This window comes from Erysipelothrix sp. P66 (assembly GCF_038682365.1).
Lineage (GTDB): Bacteria > Bacillota_I > Bacilli_A > Erysipelotrichales > Erysipelotrichaceae > Erysipelothrix > Erysipelothrix piscisicarius.
In genome coordinates this window covers 1,679,510-1,700,089 of the sequence record NZ_CP152290.1, presented here as the reverse complement: position 1 = coordinate 1,700,089, position 20,580 = coordinate 1,679,510, and the positions used below count along the sequence as shown (strand labels likewise).

The 20,580-nt window shown below is 38.9% G+C and carries 26 protein-coding genes and 1 riboswitch; of the genes, 23 read left to right on the top strand and 3 right to left on the bottom strand.

Going from position 1 to position 20,580, the window contains the following annotated elements; all coding sequences use genetic code 11:
• Nucleotides 1-360: 360 nt before the first annotated feature.
• The 6 genes from AAG186_RS08415 (at nucleotide 361) to pflA (ending at nucleotide 5,937) form a co-directional block, all read left to right on the top strand.
• On the top strand, nucleotides 361-1,491 hold the full coding sequence (locus tag AAG186_RS08415) for an ABC transporter ATP-binding protein (protein WP_342621642.1): 1,131 nt from the start codon (nucleotides 361-363) through the stop codon (nucleotides 1,489-1,491).
• Nucleotides 1,484-2,125, top strand: coding sequence for an ABC transporter permease (locus tag AAG186_RS08410; RefSeq protein WP_125163949.1), 642 nt, complete (start codon nucleotides 1,484-1,486; stop codon nucleotides 2,123-2,125). Before AAG186_RS08415 ends, AAG186_RS08410 begins: the two co-directional genes overlap by 8 nt.
• Nucleotides 2,115-2,720, top strand: a complete 606-nt coding sequence (locus tag AAG186_RS08405) for an ABC transporter permease (protein ID WP_125163950.1) — start codon at nucleotides 2,115-2,117, stop codon at nucleotides 2,718-2,720. Before AAG186_RS08410 ends, AAG186_RS08405 begins: the two co-directional genes overlap by 11 nt.
• Entirely contained in the window at nucleotides 2,717-3,613 is an 897-nt protein-coding gene (locus AAG186_RS08400) for a glycine betaine ABC transporter substrate-binding protein (RefSeq protein ID WP_342621641.1), read from the top strand. The genes AAG186_RS08405 and AAG186_RS08400 overlap by 4 nt, the downstream gene beginning before the upstream one ends.
• A gap of 134 nt (nucleotides 3,614-3,747) precedes the next feature.
• Complete coding sequence (locus AAG186_RS08395; RefSeq protein ID WP_161636835.1) at nucleotides 3,748-5,016, top strand: UDP-N-acetylglucosamine 1-carboxyvinyltransferase; 1,269 nt, start codon at nucleotides 3,748-3,750, stop codon at nucleotides 5,014-5,016.
• A gap of 177 nt (nucleotides 5,017-5,193) precedes the next feature.
• The gene (pflA, locus tag AAG186_RS08390; protein WP_161636834.1) at nucleotides 5,194-5,937 is read left to right on the top strand and encodes a pyruvate formate-lyase-activating protein; all 744 of its coding nucleotides are present in this window, start codon (nucleotides 5,194-5,196) and stop codon (nucleotides 5,935-5,937) included.
• Nucleotides 5,938-5,971: 34 nt separating this feature from the next.
• Here pflA and AAG186_RS08385 read toward each other — a convergent pair whose 3' ends face one another.
• The 3 genes from AAG186_RS08385 to AAG186_RS08375 are packed head-to-tail and all read right to left on the bottom strand — an operon-like array spanning nucleotide 5,972 to nucleotide 7,682.
• Nucleotides 5,972-6,823: a hypothetical protein gene (locus AAG186_RS08385; protein ID WP_161636833.1), complete on the bottom strand. Its 852-nt coding sequence runs from the start codon at nucleotides 6,821-6,823 to the stop codon at nucleotides 5,972-5,974.
• Nucleotides 6,824-7,369: a DUF1700 domain-containing protein gene (locus AAG186_RS08380; RefSeq protein ID WP_161636832.1), complete on the bottom strand. Its 546-nt coding sequence runs from the start codon at nucleotides 7,367-7,369 to the stop codon at nucleotides 6,824-6,826.
• Nucleotides 7,362-7,682: a PadR family transcriptional regulator gene (locus tag AAG186_RS08375; protein WP_125163955.1), complete on the bottom strand. Its 321-nt coding sequence runs from the start codon at nucleotides 7,680-7,682 to the stop codon at nucleotides 7,362-7,364. Before AAG186_RS08375 ends, AAG186_RS08380 begins: the two co-directional genes overlap by 8 nt.
• A 161-nt stretch (nucleotides 7,683-7,843) precedes the next feature.
• Between AAG186_RS08375 and AAG186_RS08370 the strand changes: the two genes are divergently transcribed.
• From AAG186_RS08370 to AAG186_RS08290, 17 genes are all read left to right on the top strand, one after another.
• Complete coding sequence (locus tag AAG186_RS08370) at nucleotides 7,844-8,611, top strand: threonine/serine exporter family protein (protein WP_200549007.1); 768 nt, start codon at nucleotides 7,844-7,846, stop codon at nucleotides 8,609-8,611.
• Nucleotides 8,608-9,060 carry a threonine/serine exporter family protein gene (locus tag AAG186_RS08365; protein ID WP_125163957.1) on the top strand — a complete coding sequence of 151 codons (453 nt, stop codon included), beginning with the start codon at nucleotides 8,608-8,610 and terminating at the stop codon, nucleotides 9,058-9,060. The genes AAG186_RS08370 and AAG186_RS08365 overlap by 4 nt, the downstream gene beginning before the upstream one ends.
• Nucleotides 9,061-9,088: 28 nt before the next feature.
• Nucleotides 9,089-9,991 (top strand): haloacid dehalogenase-like hydrolase, encoded by a 903-nt coding sequence (locus AAG186_RS08360; protein ID WP_331836611.1) that lies wholly within the window; start codon nucleotides 9,089-9,091, stop codon nucleotides 9,989-9,991.
• An 85-nt stretch (nucleotides 9,992-10,076) separates the two neighbouring features.
• Nucleotides 10,077-11,354 carry an APC family permease gene (locus AAG186_RS08355; RefSeq protein ID WP_342621640.1) on the top strand — a complete coding sequence of 426 codons (1,278 nt, stop codon included), beginning with the start codon at nucleotides 10,077-10,079 and terminating at the stop codon, nucleotides 11,352-11,354.
• A gap of 25 nt (nucleotides 11,355-11,379) precedes the next feature.
• Nucleotides 11,380-11,760 (top strand): hypothetical protein, encoded by a 381-nt coding sequence (locus AAG186_RS08350; RefSeq protein WP_161636828.1) that lies wholly within the window; start codon nucleotides 11,380-11,382, stop codon nucleotides 11,758-11,760.
• A 75-nt stretch (nucleotides 11,761-11,835) separates the two neighbouring features.
• Entirely contained in the window at nucleotides 11,836-12,255 is a 420-nt protein-coding gene (locus AAG186_RS08345; protein ID WP_331836612.1) for a GNAT family N-acetyltransferase, read from the top strand.
• On the top strand, nucleotides 12,252-12,413 hold the full coding sequence (locus AAG186_RS08340) for a hypothetical protein (protein WP_342621639.1): 162 nt from the start codon (nucleotides 12,252-12,254) through the stop codon (nucleotides 12,411-12,413). Before AAG186_RS08345 ends, AAG186_RS08340 begins: the two co-directional genes overlap by 4 nt.
• 201 nt (nucleotides 12,414-12,614) lie before the next feature.
• Entirely contained in the window at nucleotides 12,615-12,818 is a 204-nt protein-coding gene (rpmE, locus tag AAG186_RS08335; protein ID WP_018580309.1) for a 50S ribosomal protein L31, read from the top strand.
• Between the two features lie 155 nt (nucleotides 12,819-12,973).
• Complete coding sequence (locus AAG186_RS08330; protein ID WP_164503768.1) at nucleotides 12,974-13,585, top strand: thymidine kinase; 612 nt, start codon at nucleotides 12,974-12,976, stop codon at nucleotides 13,583-13,585.
• Entirely contained in the window at nucleotides 13,585-14,664 is a 1,080-nt protein-coding gene (prfA, locus tag AAG186_RS08325) for a peptide chain release factor 1 (protein WP_342621638.1), read from the top strand. Before AAG186_RS08330 ends, prfA begins: the two co-directional genes overlap by 1 nt.
• Nucleotides 14,664-15,515: a peptide chain release factor N(5)-glutamine methyltransferase gene (prmC, locus tag AAG186_RS08320; RefSeq protein WP_125163965.1), complete on the top strand. Its 852-nt coding sequence runs from the start codon at nucleotides 14,664-14,666 to the stop codon at nucleotides 15,513-15,515. Before prfA ends, prmC begins: the two co-directional genes overlap by 1 nt.
• Before the next feature lie 57 nt (nucleotides 15,516-15,572).
• Nucleotides 15,573-16,181, top strand: coding sequence for an L-threonylcarbamoyladenylate synthase (locus AAG186_RS08315; RefSeq protein ID WP_125163966.1), 609 nt, complete (start codon nucleotides 15,573-15,575; stop codon nucleotides 16,179-16,181).
• Nucleotides 16,178-16,633 (top strand): ribose 5-phosphate isomerase B, encoded by a 456-nt coding sequence (rpiB, locus tag AAG186_RS08310; protein ID WP_125163967.1) that lies wholly within the window; start codon nucleotides 16,178-16,180, stop codon nucleotides 16,631-16,633. Before AAG186_RS08315 ends, rpiB begins: the two co-directional genes overlap by 4 nt.
• On the top strand, nucleotides 16,630-17,862 hold the full coding sequence (gene glyA / locus AAG186_RS08305; RefSeq protein WP_200548951.1) for a serine hydroxymethyltransferase: 1,233 nt from the start codon (nucleotides 16,630-16,632) through the stop codon (nucleotides 17,860-17,862). The genes rpiB and glyA overlap by 4 nt, the downstream gene beginning before the upstream one ends.
• Complete coding sequence (gene upp / locus AAG186_RS08300) at nucleotides 17,859-18,479, top strand: uracil phosphoribosyltransferase (RefSeq protein WP_125163969.1); 621 nt, start codon at nucleotides 17,859-17,861, stop codon at nucleotides 18,477-18,479. The genes glyA and upp overlap by 4 nt, the downstream gene beginning before the upstream one ends.
• Nucleotides 18,480-18,548: 69 nt before the next feature.
• The gene (locus AAG186_RS08295; protein WP_342621637.1) at nucleotides 18,549-19,283 is read left to right on the top strand and encodes a copper homeostasis protein CutC; all 735 of its coding nucleotides are present in this window, start codon (nucleotides 18,549-18,551) and stop codon (nucleotides 19,281-19,283) included.
• Between the two features lie 13 nt (nucleotides 19,284-19,296).
• Nucleotides 19,297-19,354: riboswitch (Fluoride riboswitch) on the top strand.
• 39 nt (nucleotides 19,355-19,393) lie between these two features.
• Nucleotides 19,394-20,545 (top strand): cation:proton antiporter, encoded by a 1,152-nt coding sequence (locus AAG186_RS08290; RefSeq protein ID WP_342621636.1) that lies wholly within the window; start codon nucleotides 19,394-19,396, stop codon nucleotides 20,543-20,545.
• Nucleotides 20,546-20,580 lie beyond the last annotated feature (35 nt).

Below are 20,580 nucleotides of genomic sequence, written 5' to 3'. Positions count from 1 at the left end.
GTTTCGTATGGATATCAATGATCTTGGATAAAAGATGCCATGTATGTGTTTTGGAGGGATAGGGACGCTGTATTGAGCTTTCAGTCCATTTTATTTAAAAATCGGAAGTCATTTATGTACAAACTATTCTTGAAAAATTGAAGCTTATTTTGAAGTTTTCTTGAATTGATTACGGAATGAAAACAGGCGTAATTTGTTTCAAAGTGTATTTTGCGTTATACTATTTATATCATTATGATTAAAAACATCATAATTGACTCTTAATTAAGTTGTGCTTGAATCAACATTCTGAATGAATTTTAAGGGAAATGTCGCGTACATTTTTTTTTATGCGACAGCATTAAAATAGGAGGAAAATATATGATCGAATACAGAAATGTTAAGAAGGTTTATAACGACAAAGTCGTTATTGAAAACTTAAATCTAACAATAAATCAAGGCGAATTTGTATGCCTTATCGGACCATCAGGTTGTGGAAAGACAACAACATTGAAGATGTTGAATCGGATTATCAAACATGATGGTGGTGAAATATATATTAAAGGTCAAAAGATTGATGACATGAATGTCATTGATTTACGTCGAAATATTGGCTATGTCATACAACAGATTGGCCTTTTTCCAAATATGACTCTCGCAGATAATATTGCGATTGTACCAAGGCTTTTGAAGTGGGATGAACAACGTATTGATGAACGGGTACGGGAGTTAATGCCTCTTGTTGGAATGCCTTATGAGACGTATGCCAGTCGTTATCCATCCGAACTTAGTGGTGGACAACAGCAACGTATTGGTGTGTTACGTGCACTTGCCGCAAACCCTCCCGTGATTCTTATGGATGAACCATTTGGTGCATTGGATCCCGTAACGCGTGATGCTTTGCAAGATGAAGTGAAGTCAATTCAAGAAAAATTAGGTATTACCATTGTCTTCGTTACTCATGACATGGACGAAGCCATAAAAATGGCAGATACAATTGTCTTTATGGAAGGTGGAAAAATTGTTCAAAAAGCAACACCCGAAGAGATGTTACGTCATCCTGCTACCAAGCAAGTTAAACAGTTTATGGGAAAACAGATGCACGAGAATGGGTCTTCATTTGATTTGACGTGTGGAGACTTAATGAAACCGAATGTCTTTAAAGTGTTTGAGCGAAGACCGATTCTTGAATGTCTGGGGTTAATGCGTACCCGTGATTTAAACAGTGTTGTGGTGGTGGATGAAGCGAAGAGATATTTGGGGGTTGCTTGGATTGATGAGATGATTTCAAAACGCGATACCTATCAACGGGTGTCGGAAGTTGTTGAACGAAGTGTGCCAGCCTTTAATCAAAATGAGGATGCCCAACAAGCAATTGGTGAAATTACTGAAAATAAACGCGATTACGTTATTGTGATTAACGATGAACGTGAAGTGATGGGGATTATTACACGGGGTTCGATTGCACGAAGTTTAACGAATGTTGTTTGGGGTGGTGATAGTAATGAGTAGTGCATTGCTTCCCGAACTTTTAAAAGCAATCATGACACATATTAAATTTGTCGTGGTCGCAGTTACGTTTGGATCCCTTATCGCAATCGTTTTAGCCTCAATCCTATCCCGTTTTAAAACGATTTCTAAGTATGTGATGCCCATAATTGGATTATTTCAAACCATTCCAGGAATTGTTTTTATCGGGGTGCTTTTTGTATATACCGGGATGCGTCCGAAGACCATCTATATTGCCCTTACGGCATATGCGATTTTTCCAGTCTTAAAAAACACTTATGCAGGAATTTTAGATGTGGATGCAAGTTATGTCGAAGCGGCACGAGGTATTGGTATGACCCAATGGCAGTCACTTTTAAAGGTTGAATTGCCTATGGCGGTGCCTTCAATCTTTGCAGGTATTCGAATGTCCACAGTTTACACCGTAAGTTGGGCAGTCCTTGCGGCGATGATCGGTCAAGGTGGACTGGGCGTATTTATTTATCGAGGCATTGATACCAATGTTCAAGAAACAATCTTAATTGGAGCGATTCCATCGGCTATCCTTGCAATTCTTATGGGATACTTTGTAGATTATCTTCAAACAAAATTTATGCCTAAAGGCCTTATAACAGGAGGTACACATCATGACCGTTAGTATGGTTTTAGAACATCTATTTCTTGTTTTAGTATCTGCTTTTTTTCTCTTAATCTTAGGTCTTATGATTGGGATGATTGCGTATGTCTATCCAAAATTTAAGAAACCGATTTTATTAATCGTAGATATTCTACAGACAATTCCAACACTTGCGATGTTGGGGATTTTGATGGCCTTTTTTGGGCCCACAAAGAAAACTGTGATCATTGGTTTGGTGCTGTATTCATTACTCCCCGTTGTATTAAATACTGTTACAGGATTGGAAAGTGTTGATCCGGGAATTCGTGAAGCAGCCCAAGGGATGGGAATGACGAAAATTCAAAGGCTTTTCAAAGTTGAATTACCCATAGCGTTTCCATTTATATTCTCAGGAATGCGTATTGCAGTCGTGACATCGGTAGGGGTTGCGGTATTTGGTGCGCTTGTGGGTGGTGGCGGATTGGGCTCCATTTTATACCGCGGTGTCCGTACACAAAATATGAAACTATTGGGTTATGGAACGCTGGCCTTGGTCGTTATATCCCTTGTGATTGATACCGCGATGGGACAGTATGAAAAACGTCTGATCGCCAAGCAAGGAGGAAAATCGATATGAGAAAAAAAATAATCATCTTAGTCGTTGCGCTTCTCGCTCTAAGTGGTTGTGGAAGCCGTCAAGAGGGTGATCTTGTAATTATTGATGGGGATATTGCGGAGATGAATGTTGCGACCTACATGGCAAAAATCATGATCGAAACGTATACAGATTACTCGGTGTATATCCAACCATCGATGGCATACAATTTAGCCTTTGATCAAATAAAAAGTGGTGCCATGGATATGACATTAAGTTGGGATGGCACTGTACTTACAACATTTTTTAAACAGGATCCTCAGGATATTCCATCAAGTCAATCGCTCTTTGATTTCACAAACAATCTCGCTCAAGAAAATGCAAACGTAAAATTACTCGAACCACTAGGATCTGAGAATTCTTATGTTGTTGCAATTACGGATGAACTTTCCCAGGCCTATAATATTAAAACAATCTCAGACCTTAAACCGCTTGCTCAAGATCTAATCTTTGCGGCAGAGCATTCATTTTTTGATGATAACGGCTCGGTTCGTTATAAGCCCTTAACGAAGTTTTACGATATGGATTTTAAAGAAGCGAATTCAATTGATATTGGCTTAAAACTTGCGGGCTTGGTTAGTGATAATATGGATGTGACTTTGGTGACAAGCGCGGATGGAATGGTGAATCGTTATCCTGTCACAATGCTTGAAGATGATCTGAATTTCTTTCCTCGTTATCAATCCGCTTTTCTTGTTCGAGCGGACTTAGAACACGATTTTCCAGGGGTTGAAGCGGTATTGGAAAAACTTTCAAATTCAATTACGACAGACGAATCACGACATCTAAACTATCTTGTGGATGTGGAAGTTAAAAACCCTGAAACCGTTGCGCGCGATTTTTTAATTCAAAAAAATTTAATTCAAAAACCTTAAATAATTTATTTAATACCTATGTACCGATCTCATTTGATATTCTTAGATTATGAATATCAAATGAGAGATGGTGGATAGGTATATTTTCTATTCATTATCGGTTATAATATCAATGGACAAAAGGAGTTGTTTGAATGGCAAAAGTTATAAAAATTGAAGGTGGACATCGTTTAAACGGCAAGGTAAGAATTAGTGGAGCAAAAAATGCTACAGTGGCATTGATTCCTGCAGCCATTCTCGCATCTGATAGTGAAGTTAATATTTATGGCGTTCCTAATATTTCGGACGTTGAATCTTTATCAGTATTATTAAGAGAACTTAATGTAAATGTATCCTCACCAACCCCTGATCATTTCCAAATTGATACAACAGGTATGAAAAACGTGGATTTAGATCATGAAGCAGTTACAAAATTACGTGCATCATATTATTTTATGGGAGCACTTTTAGGAAAATATCGATATGTAAAAATGCAAATGCCGGGCGGGTGTTATCTCGGACCGCGTCCTTTTGATTTGCACTTAAAAGGATTTGAAGCACTGGGTGCTTCCATTGAATACAAGCATGGTTTCTATGAAATCTCAGCGGAGCGTCTTGTTGGCGCGAAAATATATCTTGATTTTCAATCTGTTGGGGCAACAATCAATATTATGCTTGCAGCAGTTTTAGCTGAAGGTAAAACAATCATTGAAAATGCTGCGAAAGAACCTGAAATTATTGATGTCGCAAACTTTTTAAATAAGATGGGTGCGAATATTCGTGGTGCAGGTACAAACGTGATTACCATTGAAGGTGTAGAACGTTTGACGGGTAAGCCACATGAGATGATTCCAGATCGCATTGAAGCGGGAACTTATATTATCATGGCAGCAGCGGCTGCGGATGATATGACGATTGAAAATATCATTCCTCAACACTTAGATGCTTTGATTTCAAAACTTATTGAGATGGGTGTTGATATTGAAGTGGGTGTGGATTATGCTCGCATTCGAAAATCTGATAAACCGCTCGAAGCAATTGATATTACGACACAAACTTATCCTGGTTTCGCAACAGACCTCCAGCAACCGTTAACGGCACTGCTTACACAAACGCACGGCCATTCCACGGTTAAGGAAACAATCTATGCTGAGCGATTTAAACATTGTAATGAATTAAACCGCATGGGCGCAAACATTCAATTGATTCCTGCGCAAGCATCAATCGAAGGCCCTTCGAAATTATATGGATCTAAGGTAGAAGCAACGGATTTACGATGCGGAGCATGTCTTGTGATTGCGGGATTGATCGCGGAAGGTGTCACTGAGATTAGTGAAATCTATCATATTGATCGTGGTTACGACGATATTGATAATAAACTCACGGCTTTAGGTGGCGTTATTTGGCGAGAAGATAAAGCGTAATACGAAAACTTAATCTTTGTGAAATCAAAACGTTTGTATACTAAGTACAAACGTTTTTTTGTGAAATACGTGAATTTGTGAACATTGTTATTTCAGTAAACGCTTACAAGATGAGCCTTAAGCATGTACATTTTGAGATATATGATACACTTGTATTACTAAAAAGGAGATGTGACCATGAAAGACTCTAGAACCGGTTATGTTCGTAAATTTGAAACAATGGGAATGGTGGACGGACCGGGAATTCGTACCATCGCATTCTTATCAGGATGCCCATTACGTTGTTTATTTTGCCATAATCCTGATATGTGGAAAACTGATCCGGAAGATGCCATTACCGTTGATGAATTGATGGATAAGCTTCGCCGATTTAAGCCATATTTTGGTGAAGACGGAGGAGTAACCTTCTGTGGTGGGGAACCGCTCAACCAACCTGAATTTTTATATGAAGCAATGAAAGCATGTAAAGCCGAAGGCATTAGCACATGTTTGGATACTTCAGGTTTTGGACGTCCGGATACGTTTGATGATATTCTGAGTGTGACAGACACAATTCTTTACGATATCAAAGGATTGGAAGAAAAAAAATATCGTGAAATGACGAGTGCTCCAATTCGGGTTACACATCAATTCCTTGAGAAAGCACAAGAACATGGTGTTGCGACATGGATTCGTGTTGTTATTGTGCCAGGATTCCATGATACCTACGAATATATGGATGAACTTGCAGAATATATTGCACCGCTCAATAATATTGAACGCATTGAATTGCTCCCATATCATACAATGGGTGTTAATAAGTACGAACTCATCGATAAAGAATATCCACTTGAAGGTGTTCCGCCCATGAATCGTGATGTTTGTGCTGACTTACAAACATATTTACGTGAAAAAGTAGAAACACTTCGCAAAGAATTATAAAAAAATGACCAGTTCCTTTAGGAACTGGTTGTTTTTATTTCACAACAAGTGTATTGCTGAGTCCATTAGATTCATAGGTTATGGAAAAGCCTTCCATACCATGTCGGAAATGATGTTGTAAGGTACCGAGTGTACTTTGTTTTTGGCTATCATGAGGATTGGAGTATGAATTACTCATCCCATTCATTGTAATGGAATACGATCCAGAGGTGCCATGAGGGAATTCTGTATAAGCGGACATCGCATCCGATTCAATATCTAAATTACCAATAATTGAGTTGATGTAAGCCGATGTACTTAATCCATTAAGGCGAATTGACCCTCCACCATCATTGATTGTTATTTTGGTATTCATACTATCGATTTTATAGTCAGCGATTAAATTATGTGCGGTAATGTTTGAATTCATACCATCGATTGAAATGGGACGTACCGCATCATCGCCCAACCCTTCCAAAATAATATTGGATTTAATGGTTTCAAAATGTATCGTACCCATATAGGAAACAGGGATTTCAATTTCTAGGGAATCAAAATTTGAGATATTACATTTTCCAAAGTGACATGTGGTCGGAATGGTTCCTACCGTCAGTGTTTTATGATTGATTTCAGCACGATATTGCTCTAGGTTTCCAAATCCTTTAACTGTGATTTCTGGTTTTTCAACATATTTAACTGTTAATGTATTGATAATTCCTGTTTCAATTCGAATCGCTGAAACATCCTCCTTAAATGTATGCGTAACGTCTTCAAAGTCATTAGGATTTAAAATGGTCGTTGAGTCATTGAGTACATTCTTGAGTGGGATTCCGATTGCGAAACTTAAGCAGACACAACCGCAGATTACCATTACAATCGGAATCCAAATTTTACGAACGCTTTTCATTTATGCATTACCTCCTAAATTAAATTGAAAGAATTTCTTAACGAGATAGTTTAGACCTTTAAAACCATAAATTGTAAGCCATGTGGTTCCGACGCCAAGGAGCAAAAGACCAAGTGATGTGAGGGCTAGAAGGCCGAATGTAGGGATGGTAATCATTGGTAAAATGCCTCCAAAAAGGAGGGGAATGGACACAAATGCTAAGACAATTCCTGAAATAAAGAATCCAAATAGAATCGCATAGGCCGCTAAGACAGGACCAATCAAGAAAAATGCAATAATGATTTTAACTAGAATTGTCAATACACGCTCCGAGGAATCGCTTTTAGGTTCATAATGATGTGGTTCTTCATAGATTCTGCCACCAGTATACTGACGTGCCATCTCAATTGGATCACCCAGTGTTCGTGAAATCTCAGCTTCTGTTTTTCCTTCGGCAAGTCCAAATTCAAAGTGCTCGTGGACATCTTGAATAATATCATCAATCTCGTTTTGTGGTAGAATTTGTAGATTTTTTCTCAGTATGTATAAATATTCATTTTTAGTCATGGTTTTCTCCTCCCAATAATTCATTTACATGGCCGGTAAATACGAACCATTCGTCGATGCGTGCTATGGTATAAGTTTTCCCTCGATCGGTTAGTTCATAATATTTCCGCGATGGGCCTTGGGTTGATTCCACCAATTTTGTGGAAACATATCCATCATCCTTAAGACGTTTCAAAAGTGGATAAATCGTTCCTTCAGTAATTTCGATGGTCTCAGAAATCTTACTGATTAATTCATATCCATAATATTCTTTTTGAGATAGCAGTGATAGAACGCAGAGCTCTAAGACGCCTTTTTTAAATTGAGTGTTCATAATCTCACCTCGTTAATACAATATATCACACAGTACCTTATTATACAAGGTAGTGTTTTTGTAATTTATTTCTGACTTGCATTTTCTCGGTAAATAAACCGCTATCGCGTGGATGTTTAAGGTATAATAAAGTTAGTTTAAGAAGAATGAAAGGGAATGAAATGGAAAAGACCGAGTATGAATTATTATTAGATGCTTGTATTTTAGCCGGAAAACTTATGATGGAAAACGGTGCGGAGATGCATCGTGTAGAAGATACAATGAATCGCATTTTGGAGTCTAAGCAAGGTGAAGGTGCTGGGGTTAGTTTTGTTTTACCTACGGGTATCTTTGTAACGACTTCAGATGGTGAACAAATTAAAATGAAGCGAATTCAAAAGCGTCGAAGTAATTTAGCGAAGTTAGCAGATGTAAACCAATTATCACGTCTCTTTAGTGCCAATGAAATTGATGTTTATGAGCTCTATATGAGTTTGAAAGAAATAAATAGTGATGCAATGCAATATCCGGTATGGATGAAATATGTTGCGGCAGCATTCGTGAGTGCGTTTATGATGTTGATTTTTGAAGGGTCTCTTTTTGATTTTCCAATTACAATGCTTCTCGGAATGATTGGCTTTGGAATTCATTATTATGCTTCTAAAAAGTTAAATGTTAAGTTTATTGCGGAATTCATTGCCTCGTTTAGTATTGGTGTTTTGACGATTTGTTTACAAAGAAAGGGCCTTATTATAGATTTTGAGACGGTTATTATTGGAAGCATTATGTTGATGGTTCCTGGCATTCCTATCATGAATTCGATTCGTGATTTTCTTGTAGGCAATACAATATCGGGAACCGTATTTATGGTTGAGGCATTGTTTATTGCGATTATGATCGGTTCAGGTATCATGGCGTCACTTCAAGTAATGGCAGGTGTATTTCTATGATGACAATTGTGATACAGCTTGTGAGTGCATTTGCAGCAGCACTTGGATTTGGCATTATTATTGACGTACCAAAGCGTGCGTTGGTTTTTTGTGGCATCACGGGCATGATGGGATGGATTGTGAATTGGAGTTTGATACAACATGGATTTGATACGACATTAGCAATATTTATCGGTGCCGCAACGGTATCCATGTTATCCATGCAGTTTGCGAAGTACTTGAAAATGCCAACAACTGTTTTTAATATTCCTGCAATTTTCACATTAGTTCCAGGGATTATGGCCTATCAAACTGTAAAGGCATTTATTGGTGCTGATTATATATTGGGTATTGAATTACTCGTTCGAACCTTTACATTGTCAGTAACGATTGCGATTGCAATTGTTATGACAGAAGTCATTTATCGATTGGTGGTTCGTGTGATTCAACGTAAGTTTTGTCGTTCATAAAAAATGATAAACAAAAGGGGGAGTTATAATGAGTAAACGTATTTTAGATTGCAATGCGAGTGATTTTCTGACGATGGATGGTACAACCTTAAAGAATGCCATTAAGGCAGCAGAAGGTCGGACAATTTGTTCTGAAAATGTTGTTTTTGGCTCAGTCCAAGGGGGCATTACCAACGCAGAAGTTGCAAAGGCATTTGGTGCAGATTTAATTCTTCTCAATGGCTTTGATACACTCAAACCATTCATAGAGGGGCTTGGTGATTGTGAACCGCATGAAACCATACGAAAGCTTAAAAAGCTGGTAGGACGTCCCATTGGTGTGAATCTTGAACCGGTGGATTTTAAAGCAGCAATGTTAGAGTCGCAAGGCGTTATTGCCGAGGGCCGAATGTGTTCTGAGAAGACACTGAAAGCAGCTGAAAATCTTGGTTTTGATTTTATATGTCTTACTGGAAATCCTGGAACGGGTGTTACAAATCGTGAAATTGAGAAAGCGATTCAAAGTGCACGTACGCACTTTAGTGGAATGATTATTGCGGGGAAAATGCATGGTGCAGGCGTTGATGAATCGGTTGTTCCTAATGAAGCAACGCTAAAATCGTTTTGTGATGCGGGGGCGGATGTTATCTTGATGCCAGCAGTAGGAACGGTTCCGGGATTTACAGATGAAGAACTTATAAGTGCAATTAAAGTAGTTCATAATAACAAGGGTCTTGTCCTTACAGCTATAGGAACAAGTCAAGAAGGATCAAGTAAATCAGTTATTGAGAATATTGCAATTCGCAATAAGATTGCTGGTGCAGACATTCAACATATTGGTGATGCCGGTTATGGTGGACTTGCATTGGTGGAAAATATTTTTGCGCTCTCGGTTGCGATTCGTGGTATCCGCCACACGACAACCATTATGTCCCGTTCCATAAACCGTTAATACAATTTTTTAGAAAATGATACCCATTTTATCTGATTTCGTTTATCATTAGGTATAAATTCAATTTTCAGTTAGGATGGTAGACATGAAGAAAAAACTCGGTTTATTGAGCATCATTTTATTAGGCATTAACGCTATTATTGGTTCAGGTATTTTTCTTTTACCGAATAAAGCAATGGCACTCATGGGAACAGCAAGTTTAGGTGTTTTTATTTTCAATATGTTTGTTGTGATGAGTATCGGATTGTGTTTTGCGGAGGCGGCAACGTATTTCAATAAAAACGGTGGTCCCTACGTTTATGCGAAGGAAGCATTTGGTGACTTTATCGGCTTTGAAGTTGGTTTTATTAAGTGGGCCATTTGTATCATTGCTTGGGCCACCATGGCCGTAGCGTTCGCAACAGCGCTTGGACAAATTATTCCAGCAGCTCAAGACCCAATGATACAAAATTGTGTGGTCGTTTGTATTTTAGTGGGACTCGGGATTGTGAATGTGATAGGGGTTAATGTATCTAAGATTCTAAATAATGTCGTGACGGTTTCAAAACTGGTGCCCATGCTCATGTTTATTGCGATTGGAATCTTTTTTATTCAACCGGGTAATTTCCACCCGGTACAAATCGAATCAACCGGTAATTTTGGAAAAACAGCATTGCTGTTATTTTATGCATTTACCGGATTCGAAAACATTTCGGTTGCTGCAGAGGATATGGAAAATCCGCAGAAGGATTTACCGAAGGCAACGGTGATAGTGATGATTGTTGTTTCGTTTTTCTATTTTTTCATACAGCTGGTATCAATCGGAATTCTAGGACCAGAACTTGCGAACATTCCAACACCGATTCAGACTGCAATGGGGATGATATTAGGTCCTTTTGGATCTGCACTGGTCGCAGCGGGTACGCTTGTTTCTATAGGTGGTATAAATATTGCGAATTCATTTGTTACACCACGATGCGGTGTTGCACTTGCGGATGACGGATTACTTCCTTCATTTATCAGTAAACGAAGTAAACGTAATACACCCACATATGCCATCTTAATTTCAGTTGGTGTTGCAATTCCGATTGCACTCTCAGGGAGTTTCGCAACGCTTGCTGCAATCAGTGTTGTTTCGCGATTTGCACAATATATACCTACATGTTTATCTGTTTTGGTCTTTCGCAAACGCAATCAGCCTACGGAATTTGACTTTAAAATGCCCTTAGGTCCAGTTATTCCGCTTTTTGCGATTACCGTAAGTTTTTGGATGTTATCACAAGCAACCATGGAACAACTGCTTTGGGGGCTTGCAGGCTTGCTTATTGCAGTGCCTTTCTACTTAATAATGAAGTACAAGCGTCAAGATCCAACTGAGGCTTGATTGAACAAACAAAAGGGGTGTTAACATGAAAAAAATTAAAGAGAGTCTTTCCCTTTATGCACCAATCTATATCATCATTGCTATCGGCTTAGGGTGGCTTGTTTTTTCAAGGACCGGTAACTTCTTTTTTATAACGACATATCTTCTCGATATTGCTATCATCATGTCTGGGGTGGGTGTGTATAAATATAATCGAGAGTCCTTAAGTCATTTTGAAACGCCAGTTCTTTCAAAAGAAGTGCGATTTTTAGGTGTGTTTCTTCTGTGTTTATTTGGGATTAGTATCTTTTTATTTTTAACGCATCGTCTCGAGTTGGCCTATCTGATTACAGTGTCGCTGCTTGTTGCCGTGGGCACGCTTGATTTTACGTTGAAATACAAAGAACTAAGAAATCGAACAAAGTAAAACCAATGAAACAATGCATCCAGTTGTGTAATCGATTCATAAAGCATACAATAATCATAAAGGTGGTGATCCTTTATGATTACGTATCAACAGGATATCAAACTTGAATTGAACGATGTTTTGAAGCTGTATAAAGATGCGGGTTGGTATACCTATACAAACAATCCGGAAAAACTCATGCGAGCGATTGAAAATTCAATGATCACGCTTACGGCGTGGGATAAGAACCAACTTGTAGGACTTATCCGTGCTGTCGGTGATGGCGAGACCATTCTCTATGTTCAGGATTTGCTTATTCTGAATGAATACCAACGTCAGGGAATTGGGCAAACACTTCTGTTGACATTATTATCTTTGTATCCCGACGTTCGACAAACGGTCTTGGTAACCGATAATAATCCAAAACTCATAGAATTTTACAAACGAATTCCCATGACACTTATTGAGGATGCCCAGGGGAAATGCTTCGTAAAATATCGGAAAGGGGTCTCATGAAAGAAAACGGTTATGGTATTGGATTCGGACTCTTAATTGGAACGACGGTCGGAGTTCTGACGAACCACCTATCTACCTACTCAATGGTTGTGGGACCAAGTTTCGGACTTTTAATTGGCATTATCATTGAAAACATCATTAAAGCACACAAAAACTAAGCGCTCATTTTAAGTCGGCTAAAGGCGCAAATAAGGCTTAAAAAGGCATTCATTTCAATTTGAATTCAAAGCAAACTGGGGTGTCTTAAAATTTCATGATATGCATAAGCAATTTTTATTGCGCTTTACTATCGGATATGATATTATAACTTAGCACTTATCTAAAGTGAAAAAACTTTAGGCGGAAGGAGACATGTACATATGAAAAAAGGAATTCATCCAGAATACCACCAAACTAAAATTGTTTGTTCATCTTGTAATACTGAAATTGAAGTTGGTTCAACAGCAACAGATCTACGTGTAGATACTTGCTCAAACTGCCATCCTTTCTATACAGGTAAACAACGTTTTGCTAATGCAGCTGGACGTATTGACAAGTTCAATAAGAAATATGGTATAAAATAAGGTTCAACCTTATAAACAATGAAAAGAGTGTTGGCGACAACGCTCTTTTTTATGAGTAAATTATGAAATGTAAAAATATAGTGTTATTTTTAGGACTTTGTGTATTAATTTTGTTAAAATACGATAGAATAATAATGATGAGGTGAAAGAATATGATGTATCATCAATATCAAGAGGGTTATATCGAAGTCATTACAGGCTGCATGTTCGCTGGAAAGACTGAAGAGCTAATTCGTCGTATTAATGTTTTAAAATTTGCACATAAAAACATTATTGTTTTTAAGCCAGCTGTGGATAATCGCTACAGTGACAGTAAGGTCGTTTCGCATGCGGGAACTAGCGTGCAGAGTGTTGTAGTTGATAATGCGACAGACATCTTAAAATACGTTACGAAAGAAACGGATGTTGTTGCGATTGATGAAGTTCAATTCTTTGATGAAGAAATTGTTAAGGTGTGTGACCATCTTGCTTTAGAAGGCAAACGTGTGATGGTTGCGGGTCTTGACATGGATTTTCGTGGTGAACCTTTTGGCGTAATTCCTAAATTAATGACTACTGCAGAGTTTGTAACAAAACTAACGGCGGTTTGTACAGAATGTGGCGCACCCGCGACACGTACACAACGCTTAGTAAATGGAAAACCAGCATCCTATCATGACCCCGTTGTGATGATTGGTGCGAGTGAAGCGTATGAAGCACGTTGCCGACACGACCATATTGTTTTGGACAAACCTCAAATTAATGGATATAGCGAAGGTGATAAATAATGATGGAACAAACAATGAGAGACCGTCTTGAAAAGATCCAAGCACGTGATGAAGAAATCACTGAAATGATGATGTCTTCAGAAGTGTTGTCGGATCGTAAAATGATGGCAAAATTAGGTAAAGAGCAATCGTCCATGCAACAAGTCTTGCATGCATACCGACAATTCTTAGAAGCAGAAGACTTTTTCACGCAAGCACAAGAAATGCTTGTGGTCGATGAGCCTGAGTTGCAAGAACTTGCAGCGATGGAATCTGCGGAATATTCTGAAAAAATGGTAAAAATTATCGAAGAACTCGAAGTTCTGTTGGTTCCTAAAGACCCATCAGATTCCTTTGATGCAATTGTGGAAATTCGTGGAGCAGCGGGTGGCGATGAAGGAAATATCTTCGCAGGTGACTTATACCGTATGTACACCCGATATGCAGAAAGTCTTGGATACAAATATGAATTAATTGAAGCAATGGATGCTGAAGCGGGTGGATATTCTTTAATTTCATTCGTTGTTAAAGGTGCGGAACCATTCCGTCACTTTAAATTTGAATCGGGAGCACATCGTGTTCAACGTGTGCCAAAAACAGAAACACAAGGTCGAATTCATACTTCAACTGCAACCGTACTCGTTTTAGCGGATGTTGAGGATGAAGAAATTGATATTGATCCAAACGATCTTGAAATCGATACAATGCGATCATCCGGTGCCGGTGGACAACACGTTAATAAAACGGACTCTGCAGTCCGTATTGTTCACAAACCTACAGGGATTGCAGTGAAGTGTCAAGATGGTCGTTCACAACACGATAATAAAGATAAAGCAATGCGCTTAATTCGTGCTCGTGTTTATGAAGAACACCAACGTCGTGTACAAGCAGAACGCCATGGCGAACGTCAGTCGAAAGTTGGTACTGGAGACCGTTCTGAAAAAATACGTACATACAACTATCCACAAAATCGTGTGAGTGATCACCGAATTGGATTAACATTACAAAAATTAGATATTATTATGGAAGGTAAGTTGGATGAAATTGTTAATGCTCTTCTTGAGCAAGAACAAAAAGAAATCCTTGAACAAGGTGCTTAATGACTTATAAAGATTTAGTTAATGAGGGAACAGCGATTCTCGACAAAGCAAATATCTATACGGGCTTCGCTCGTGTTTTGATGCTTGAACTTTTACGAGATCAAGACTTGGATATGTTTGCTATTTACAATGAAACGGTTGATGCTGTTTTCTCTGACGAATATCGAAATAAGATCAATCAATTAACTACAGACGAGCCTTTAGGGTATGTCTTGGGCTATGAATGGTTCTACGGCTATAAAATGTTTGTGAATGAGGGAGTTCTTATACCGCGTTCAGAAACTGAAGAGCTTGTGGGTCATCTTTTATCGGATATTGATGCACATTTTGATACACCCGTAATTGCGGATGTTGCTTGTGGTAGTGGTGCTATCGGCATTGCTTTAGCGAAAGAATTAAACTTAAAAGTATATGCTTCGGATATTAGTGAAGAAGCATTGGAAGTAGCACGCCATAATGCGGATTACAACCAAGCAGATATGGAATTTATGCAAGGAGATATGTTAGAACCATTAATCGAGAAAAATATTAAACTTGATGTTCTAGCATGTAATCCACCTTATATTAAAAATACAGAACATATTCAAACATCGGTATTAAATAATGAACCTCATGTTGCCTTATTTGGTGGTGAGGATGGTTTGTTTTTCTATCGCAAAGTGTTTGAAAAGGCACATCTTGTTTTAAACGATAAAGCAGTGATGGCTTTTGAGATTGGTTTTGATATTGGAGAAGCCGTTGTTTCTTTAGCTCAAGAATTTTTTAGTGACGCTAAGATTGTGCTTCGTCAAGACATCAATGGCCTTGATCGTATGGTCTTTGTCTACAAGGGTATTAATCACGAAGATTAGTATCTTTTTTTTGGGGATGTGTATGATAAAATAGACGTAGAGAGTAGAGGAAACGATATGGATACAAAACGATTTAATAAAGATCAAAGTGATGATATTGCACAAATGATTCAAGAGGGTGGGCTTGTCGCGATTATGACGGATACAGTATATGGCTTGGCTGCAAGCAGTGCCGATGGTGCTTTGTATCAAAAGCTAAAGGATGCGAAGGAACGTCCTGAGAATAAACCATTCCCATTGATGGTTGGTTCCCTTGATCAAATTGAGTGCGTTGCGGAATTAACAGACCGTGATCGTCACCTCATGAAAACCTTTATGCCAGGTGCTGTGACATTTATTTTTAATATCAAAGATGGTGTGTTCCCTTTCTTAGGCGATCAACGCACAATTGGTATTCGTATGGCAGATGATGTATGGGTTCAAGACATTATTAATAAAGTAGGCTATCCAATTTGGCTTCCATCCGCAAATCGTTCTGGGTTTGATACTGCAATTTCATCGGACATGGTTATTGATCAACTTGATGGCCGTATTGAAGGTGTGGTTTTGGGAGAGTGTGTCGGAGGGGTTTCATCCAGTGTGTTTGATATTACAGGGGATGAAATTAAGTGTTTACGACAAGGTGTTATTACATTAGAAGAAATCAATAAGGAGGTAGGATTATGAAAATCGCTATAGCAGCGGACCACGGAGGGTTTGAAACAAAAGAGGGACTCCGTTTAGTTTTAGAAGAAATGGGTCATGAAGTTAAGGATTTCGGGGTTTACTCCGAGGAATCCCAGGACTATCCTGATTTTGCGTATCCTGCTGCAAAAGCAGTAGCAGAAGGTTTGTATGATCGAGGTGTTGTTGTTTGTGGAACCGGTGTTGGGGTTTCAATCGTGGCGAATAAGGTAAAAGGGATTCGATGTGCGCTTGTGACAAGTACGGAAGTTGCTCAACTTACACGTGAGCACAATGATTCAAATATGCTCGCATTGGGAGGCCGTACAACGCCTTATGAAACCAATGTCGCAATTCTTAAGACATGGATTGAGACACCATACAGTGAAGATGCACGTCATGGTCGTCGTATTTGTAAGATATCTGATTTAGAGACCAAGGAGGGCCGTGAATGAGAGATACAAAAGTATTTGAAGCCATTGAATTAGAAGAGCAACGTCAACTTGATCACATTGAGTTAATTGCTTCAGAAAATTATGTTTCAGATCAAGTACTGGAAGTTACCGGAAGCATTCTAACGAATAAATATGCGGAAGGGTATCCTGGAAAACGCTATTATGGCGGTTGTGAGTATGTGGATGTTATTGAAAATTTAGCGATTGACCGTCTTAAAGAAATTTATGGTGCAGAGCACGCGAATGTTCAACCGCATAGTGGCTCTCAAGCGAATATGGCCGTGTATATGACTGTATTAGAACATGGTGATGTAGTTTTAGGGATGGATTTAAATTCGGGTGGTCATCTTACTCATGGACACCAATTAAACTTCTCAGGAATTAATTACACATTCTTCGGATATGGTGTTGATAAACACACTGAAATGATTGATTATGACTATGTATTGAAAAGAGCCTTAGAAGTTCAACCTAAATTAATCGTGGCAGGAGCAAGTGCATATTCTCGCGAAATTGACTTCAAACGTTTTAAAGAAATTGCGGATGAGGTTGGCGCTTATCTTATGGTAGATATGGCTCATATTGCTGGTCTTGTAGCTTCAGGACTTCATCAAAGTCCCGTTCCTTATGCAGACTTTGTAACAACAACAACGCATAAAACACTGCGCGGTCCGCGTGGGGGAGCAATTCTCTGTAAAGAAAAATATGCTCGTAAACTGGATCGATCCGTATTCCCTGGAATGCAAGGGGGACCTTTAATGCATGTGATTGCAGGAAAGGCTGTGTGCTTCTATGAAGCGTTGCAACCAAATTTCAAAACATATCAAAAACAAGTTATCTTGAATGCACAAACACTTGCAGATGCGTTTGCGGATTTAGGATACCGTTTGGTAAGTGGTGGAACCGATAACCATTTAATTCTTGTGGATGTGAAAAACAGCATAGGAATGACGGGGGCACATGCGGAAAAAGTCCTTGATAAAGTAGGTATTACCATAAACAAAAATGCAATTCCTTTTGATTCGGAAAGACCAGCAGTCACCAGTGGAATCCGTCTAGGATCTCCTGCAATGACAAGTCGCGGCTTTAAAGAGGAAGAGTTTAAAAAGATTGCTTATTGGATTCATGAAGCATTGACGCACTATGAAGACGAAGAAATCTTGGCACGAATTAGTAATGAAGTAAAAACATTAACACGTCAATACCCGGTGAGAGGAGAAAGAATATGATTACAGTATTAAATCACCCATTAATTACACATAAACTTACACAAATGAGAATGGAATCAACAAAAACAAAGGATTTCCGTCAAAATCTCGATGAAATAGCAGGTCTAATGGCCTATGAAATCACACGTGATCTCAAATTAGATCCAATTACAATTCACACACCATGTGGAGAATATGATACATTTGAAATGAAACGTGATGTTGTTTTAGTTCCGATTTTACGTGCAGGCCTTGGTATGGTTGATGGAATTCAAAATTTAATTCCAACAGCAAAAGTAGGACATGTTGGTGTATATCGTGATGAAGAAACACTGATGCCACATGAATATTTCGCAAAATTCCCTGAAAATCTAGCAGAATCTGAAGTCTTGGTTTTAGACCCAATGTTAGCAACAGGTGGTAGTGCAGATGCAGCGATTGAAATCGTTAAAAAACATGGGGCAAAGACAATTAAACTTGTTTGTCTTGTTGGTGCACCTGAAGGGGTAGAGCTTATCAAAAAAGCACATCCAGATGTTGATATTTTCTTAGCGGCATTGGATGAAAAACTCAATGACGATGGCTATATTGTTCCAGGTCTTGGTGATGCTGGAGACCGTATTTTCGGTACGAAATAATTTCCAAACCACAGTTTTTCTGTGGTTTTTTTGTTTTGATTCATGCATTACTAAAAGGAGGGGTTCACCATGATTGTGGAAGTGTGTGCAGGAAGTGTAGAAGATTGTATTGTTGCGAATGCATGCGGTGCAAATCGTATTGAACTAAACAGTGGTCTTTATCTCGGTGGTTTAACACCGAGTGTGGGCATGCTTATATCAGCGAAAAAATATACGACGTTACCAATTATTACGATGGTTCGTCCCCGCGGCGGCGGATTTTTTTACTCTATGATAGAGTTTGAGACAATGGTTCTTGATGCAAAGCGCTTAATTCAAAGTGGATCCGACGGTTTGGTTTTTGGGTTTCTAAATGAAGATGCCTCAGTAAATAAAGAACGAACCCAACAATTCGTAGCGATGTGTAAAAGTGCAGGAATTGAATCTGTATTTCATCGTGCTTTTGATTGTGTGAACGATCCCGTTCAAGCAATCGAAGATTTAATTGCTTGTGGGGTTGATCGTGTATTAACAAGTGGTCTACAAGCTCAGGCAGGCGCGGGCACCGATTTATTGGCAGACCTTAATGCGAAGTATTCTGGGAAAATTGAATTTTGTGTGGGTGCAGGCGTGAATGAGCACAACGCTTTAGAAATTGTGGATAAAACAGGGATTACACAACTTCACAGCTCATTTAAAACGTGGTATTTGGACCCGACAACTCAAAATGATACGGTATCGTATGCTTATAGTGATTTAGGTGCCTTCGAGGGTGTGAGTGAGGAAAAACTCAAAGTGTTTATCAAGACGATTCAAAGTCGATAAAATCTGTTATAATATTAAAAACGGTGATGGAGTTCACCATAATTGCGACAGCTGATAACTCCTACATAGACCATAGGGTCTTTTTGTAGGAGTTTTTTTATGGAGGCGTTATGATTTATACAATCGTGTTAATTATTGCTTTAGGTTTTCTTTTGAAAAAGGTAGGACTAAGACTACACCTACCACCGTTGATTTTGTTGGTTCTTATGGGAATGGTTATAGGGCCTTTTGGGTTGGATTGGATTCATCCAACGATTCAAGGGTTATCCCCCGACATTAGAGGTGTCGCTCTGATCATTATTCTGTTAAGGGCGGGGTTTGGGATTGATCGCGAAAATCTTATGCACGTGGGTCGACCAGCGTTACTTCTAAGCTTTGTACCGGGAGTTTTTGAGGCGGTGACGGTAATGGCTCTAAGTGTCTACTTATTGGGATTCACTGTAATACAAGGCGGGATGATGGGGTTTATTTTGGCCGCGGTGTCACCGGCTGTTGTTGTTCCCATGATGGTTTATCTTGAAAAGAGCCAAATAGGCACAGAAAAAAAGATTCCGACACTCATATTGGCTGGAGCTTCCGTGGATGATGTAGTCGCTATCTCAATTTTCTCTGTTTTTCTAAGTCTTGCGACTGCAAGGACGGCCTCAATGCTTCAAATTATGCTTAGATTACCCGTAATGATAGTTTCTGGAATTATTTCCGGGGTAATGCTGGGGCGCCTTATCAGTGCATTGGGGAAGCATACAAAATACACGGTAGTCCTTCTACTCTTTCTCGCTTTTGTTTTACAAAAAACAGAAAGCGTCTTTCCGGTTGCATCACTTCTAGGAATTATGGTGAGTGCCATAACAATTAAAGAGTATAATCCACAGATATCGGATTATCTTTCGCAGGCGATGGATTCACTCTGGATGGTTGCGGAGGTGTTTCTTTTTGTGCTGGTTGGTGCGCAAGTGGATTTTAAAGCCGCGCAGTCATCGGGTATAATCGGAGTTGTGATCATTATTGGTGCTCTTTTGATGCGTATGGTCGGTGTGTTTATTTCATTGATTAGAACAGATTTAAAGCTTAAGGAACGCGTTTTTGTAGCAATTTCATACATACCAAAGGCAACAGTTCAAGCCGCGATTGGTGGTACACCCTTGGCGCTTGGATTGGCACATGGCGATGTAATTCTTGCGTTATCTGTGCTTGCGATTTTAATGACAACACCTTTGGGAGCAATTGGAATGAATTTAAGTGCAAAGGGACTTCTGGAATGAACGAAAAACAAGAATATCGTAAATTTTGTTATTTT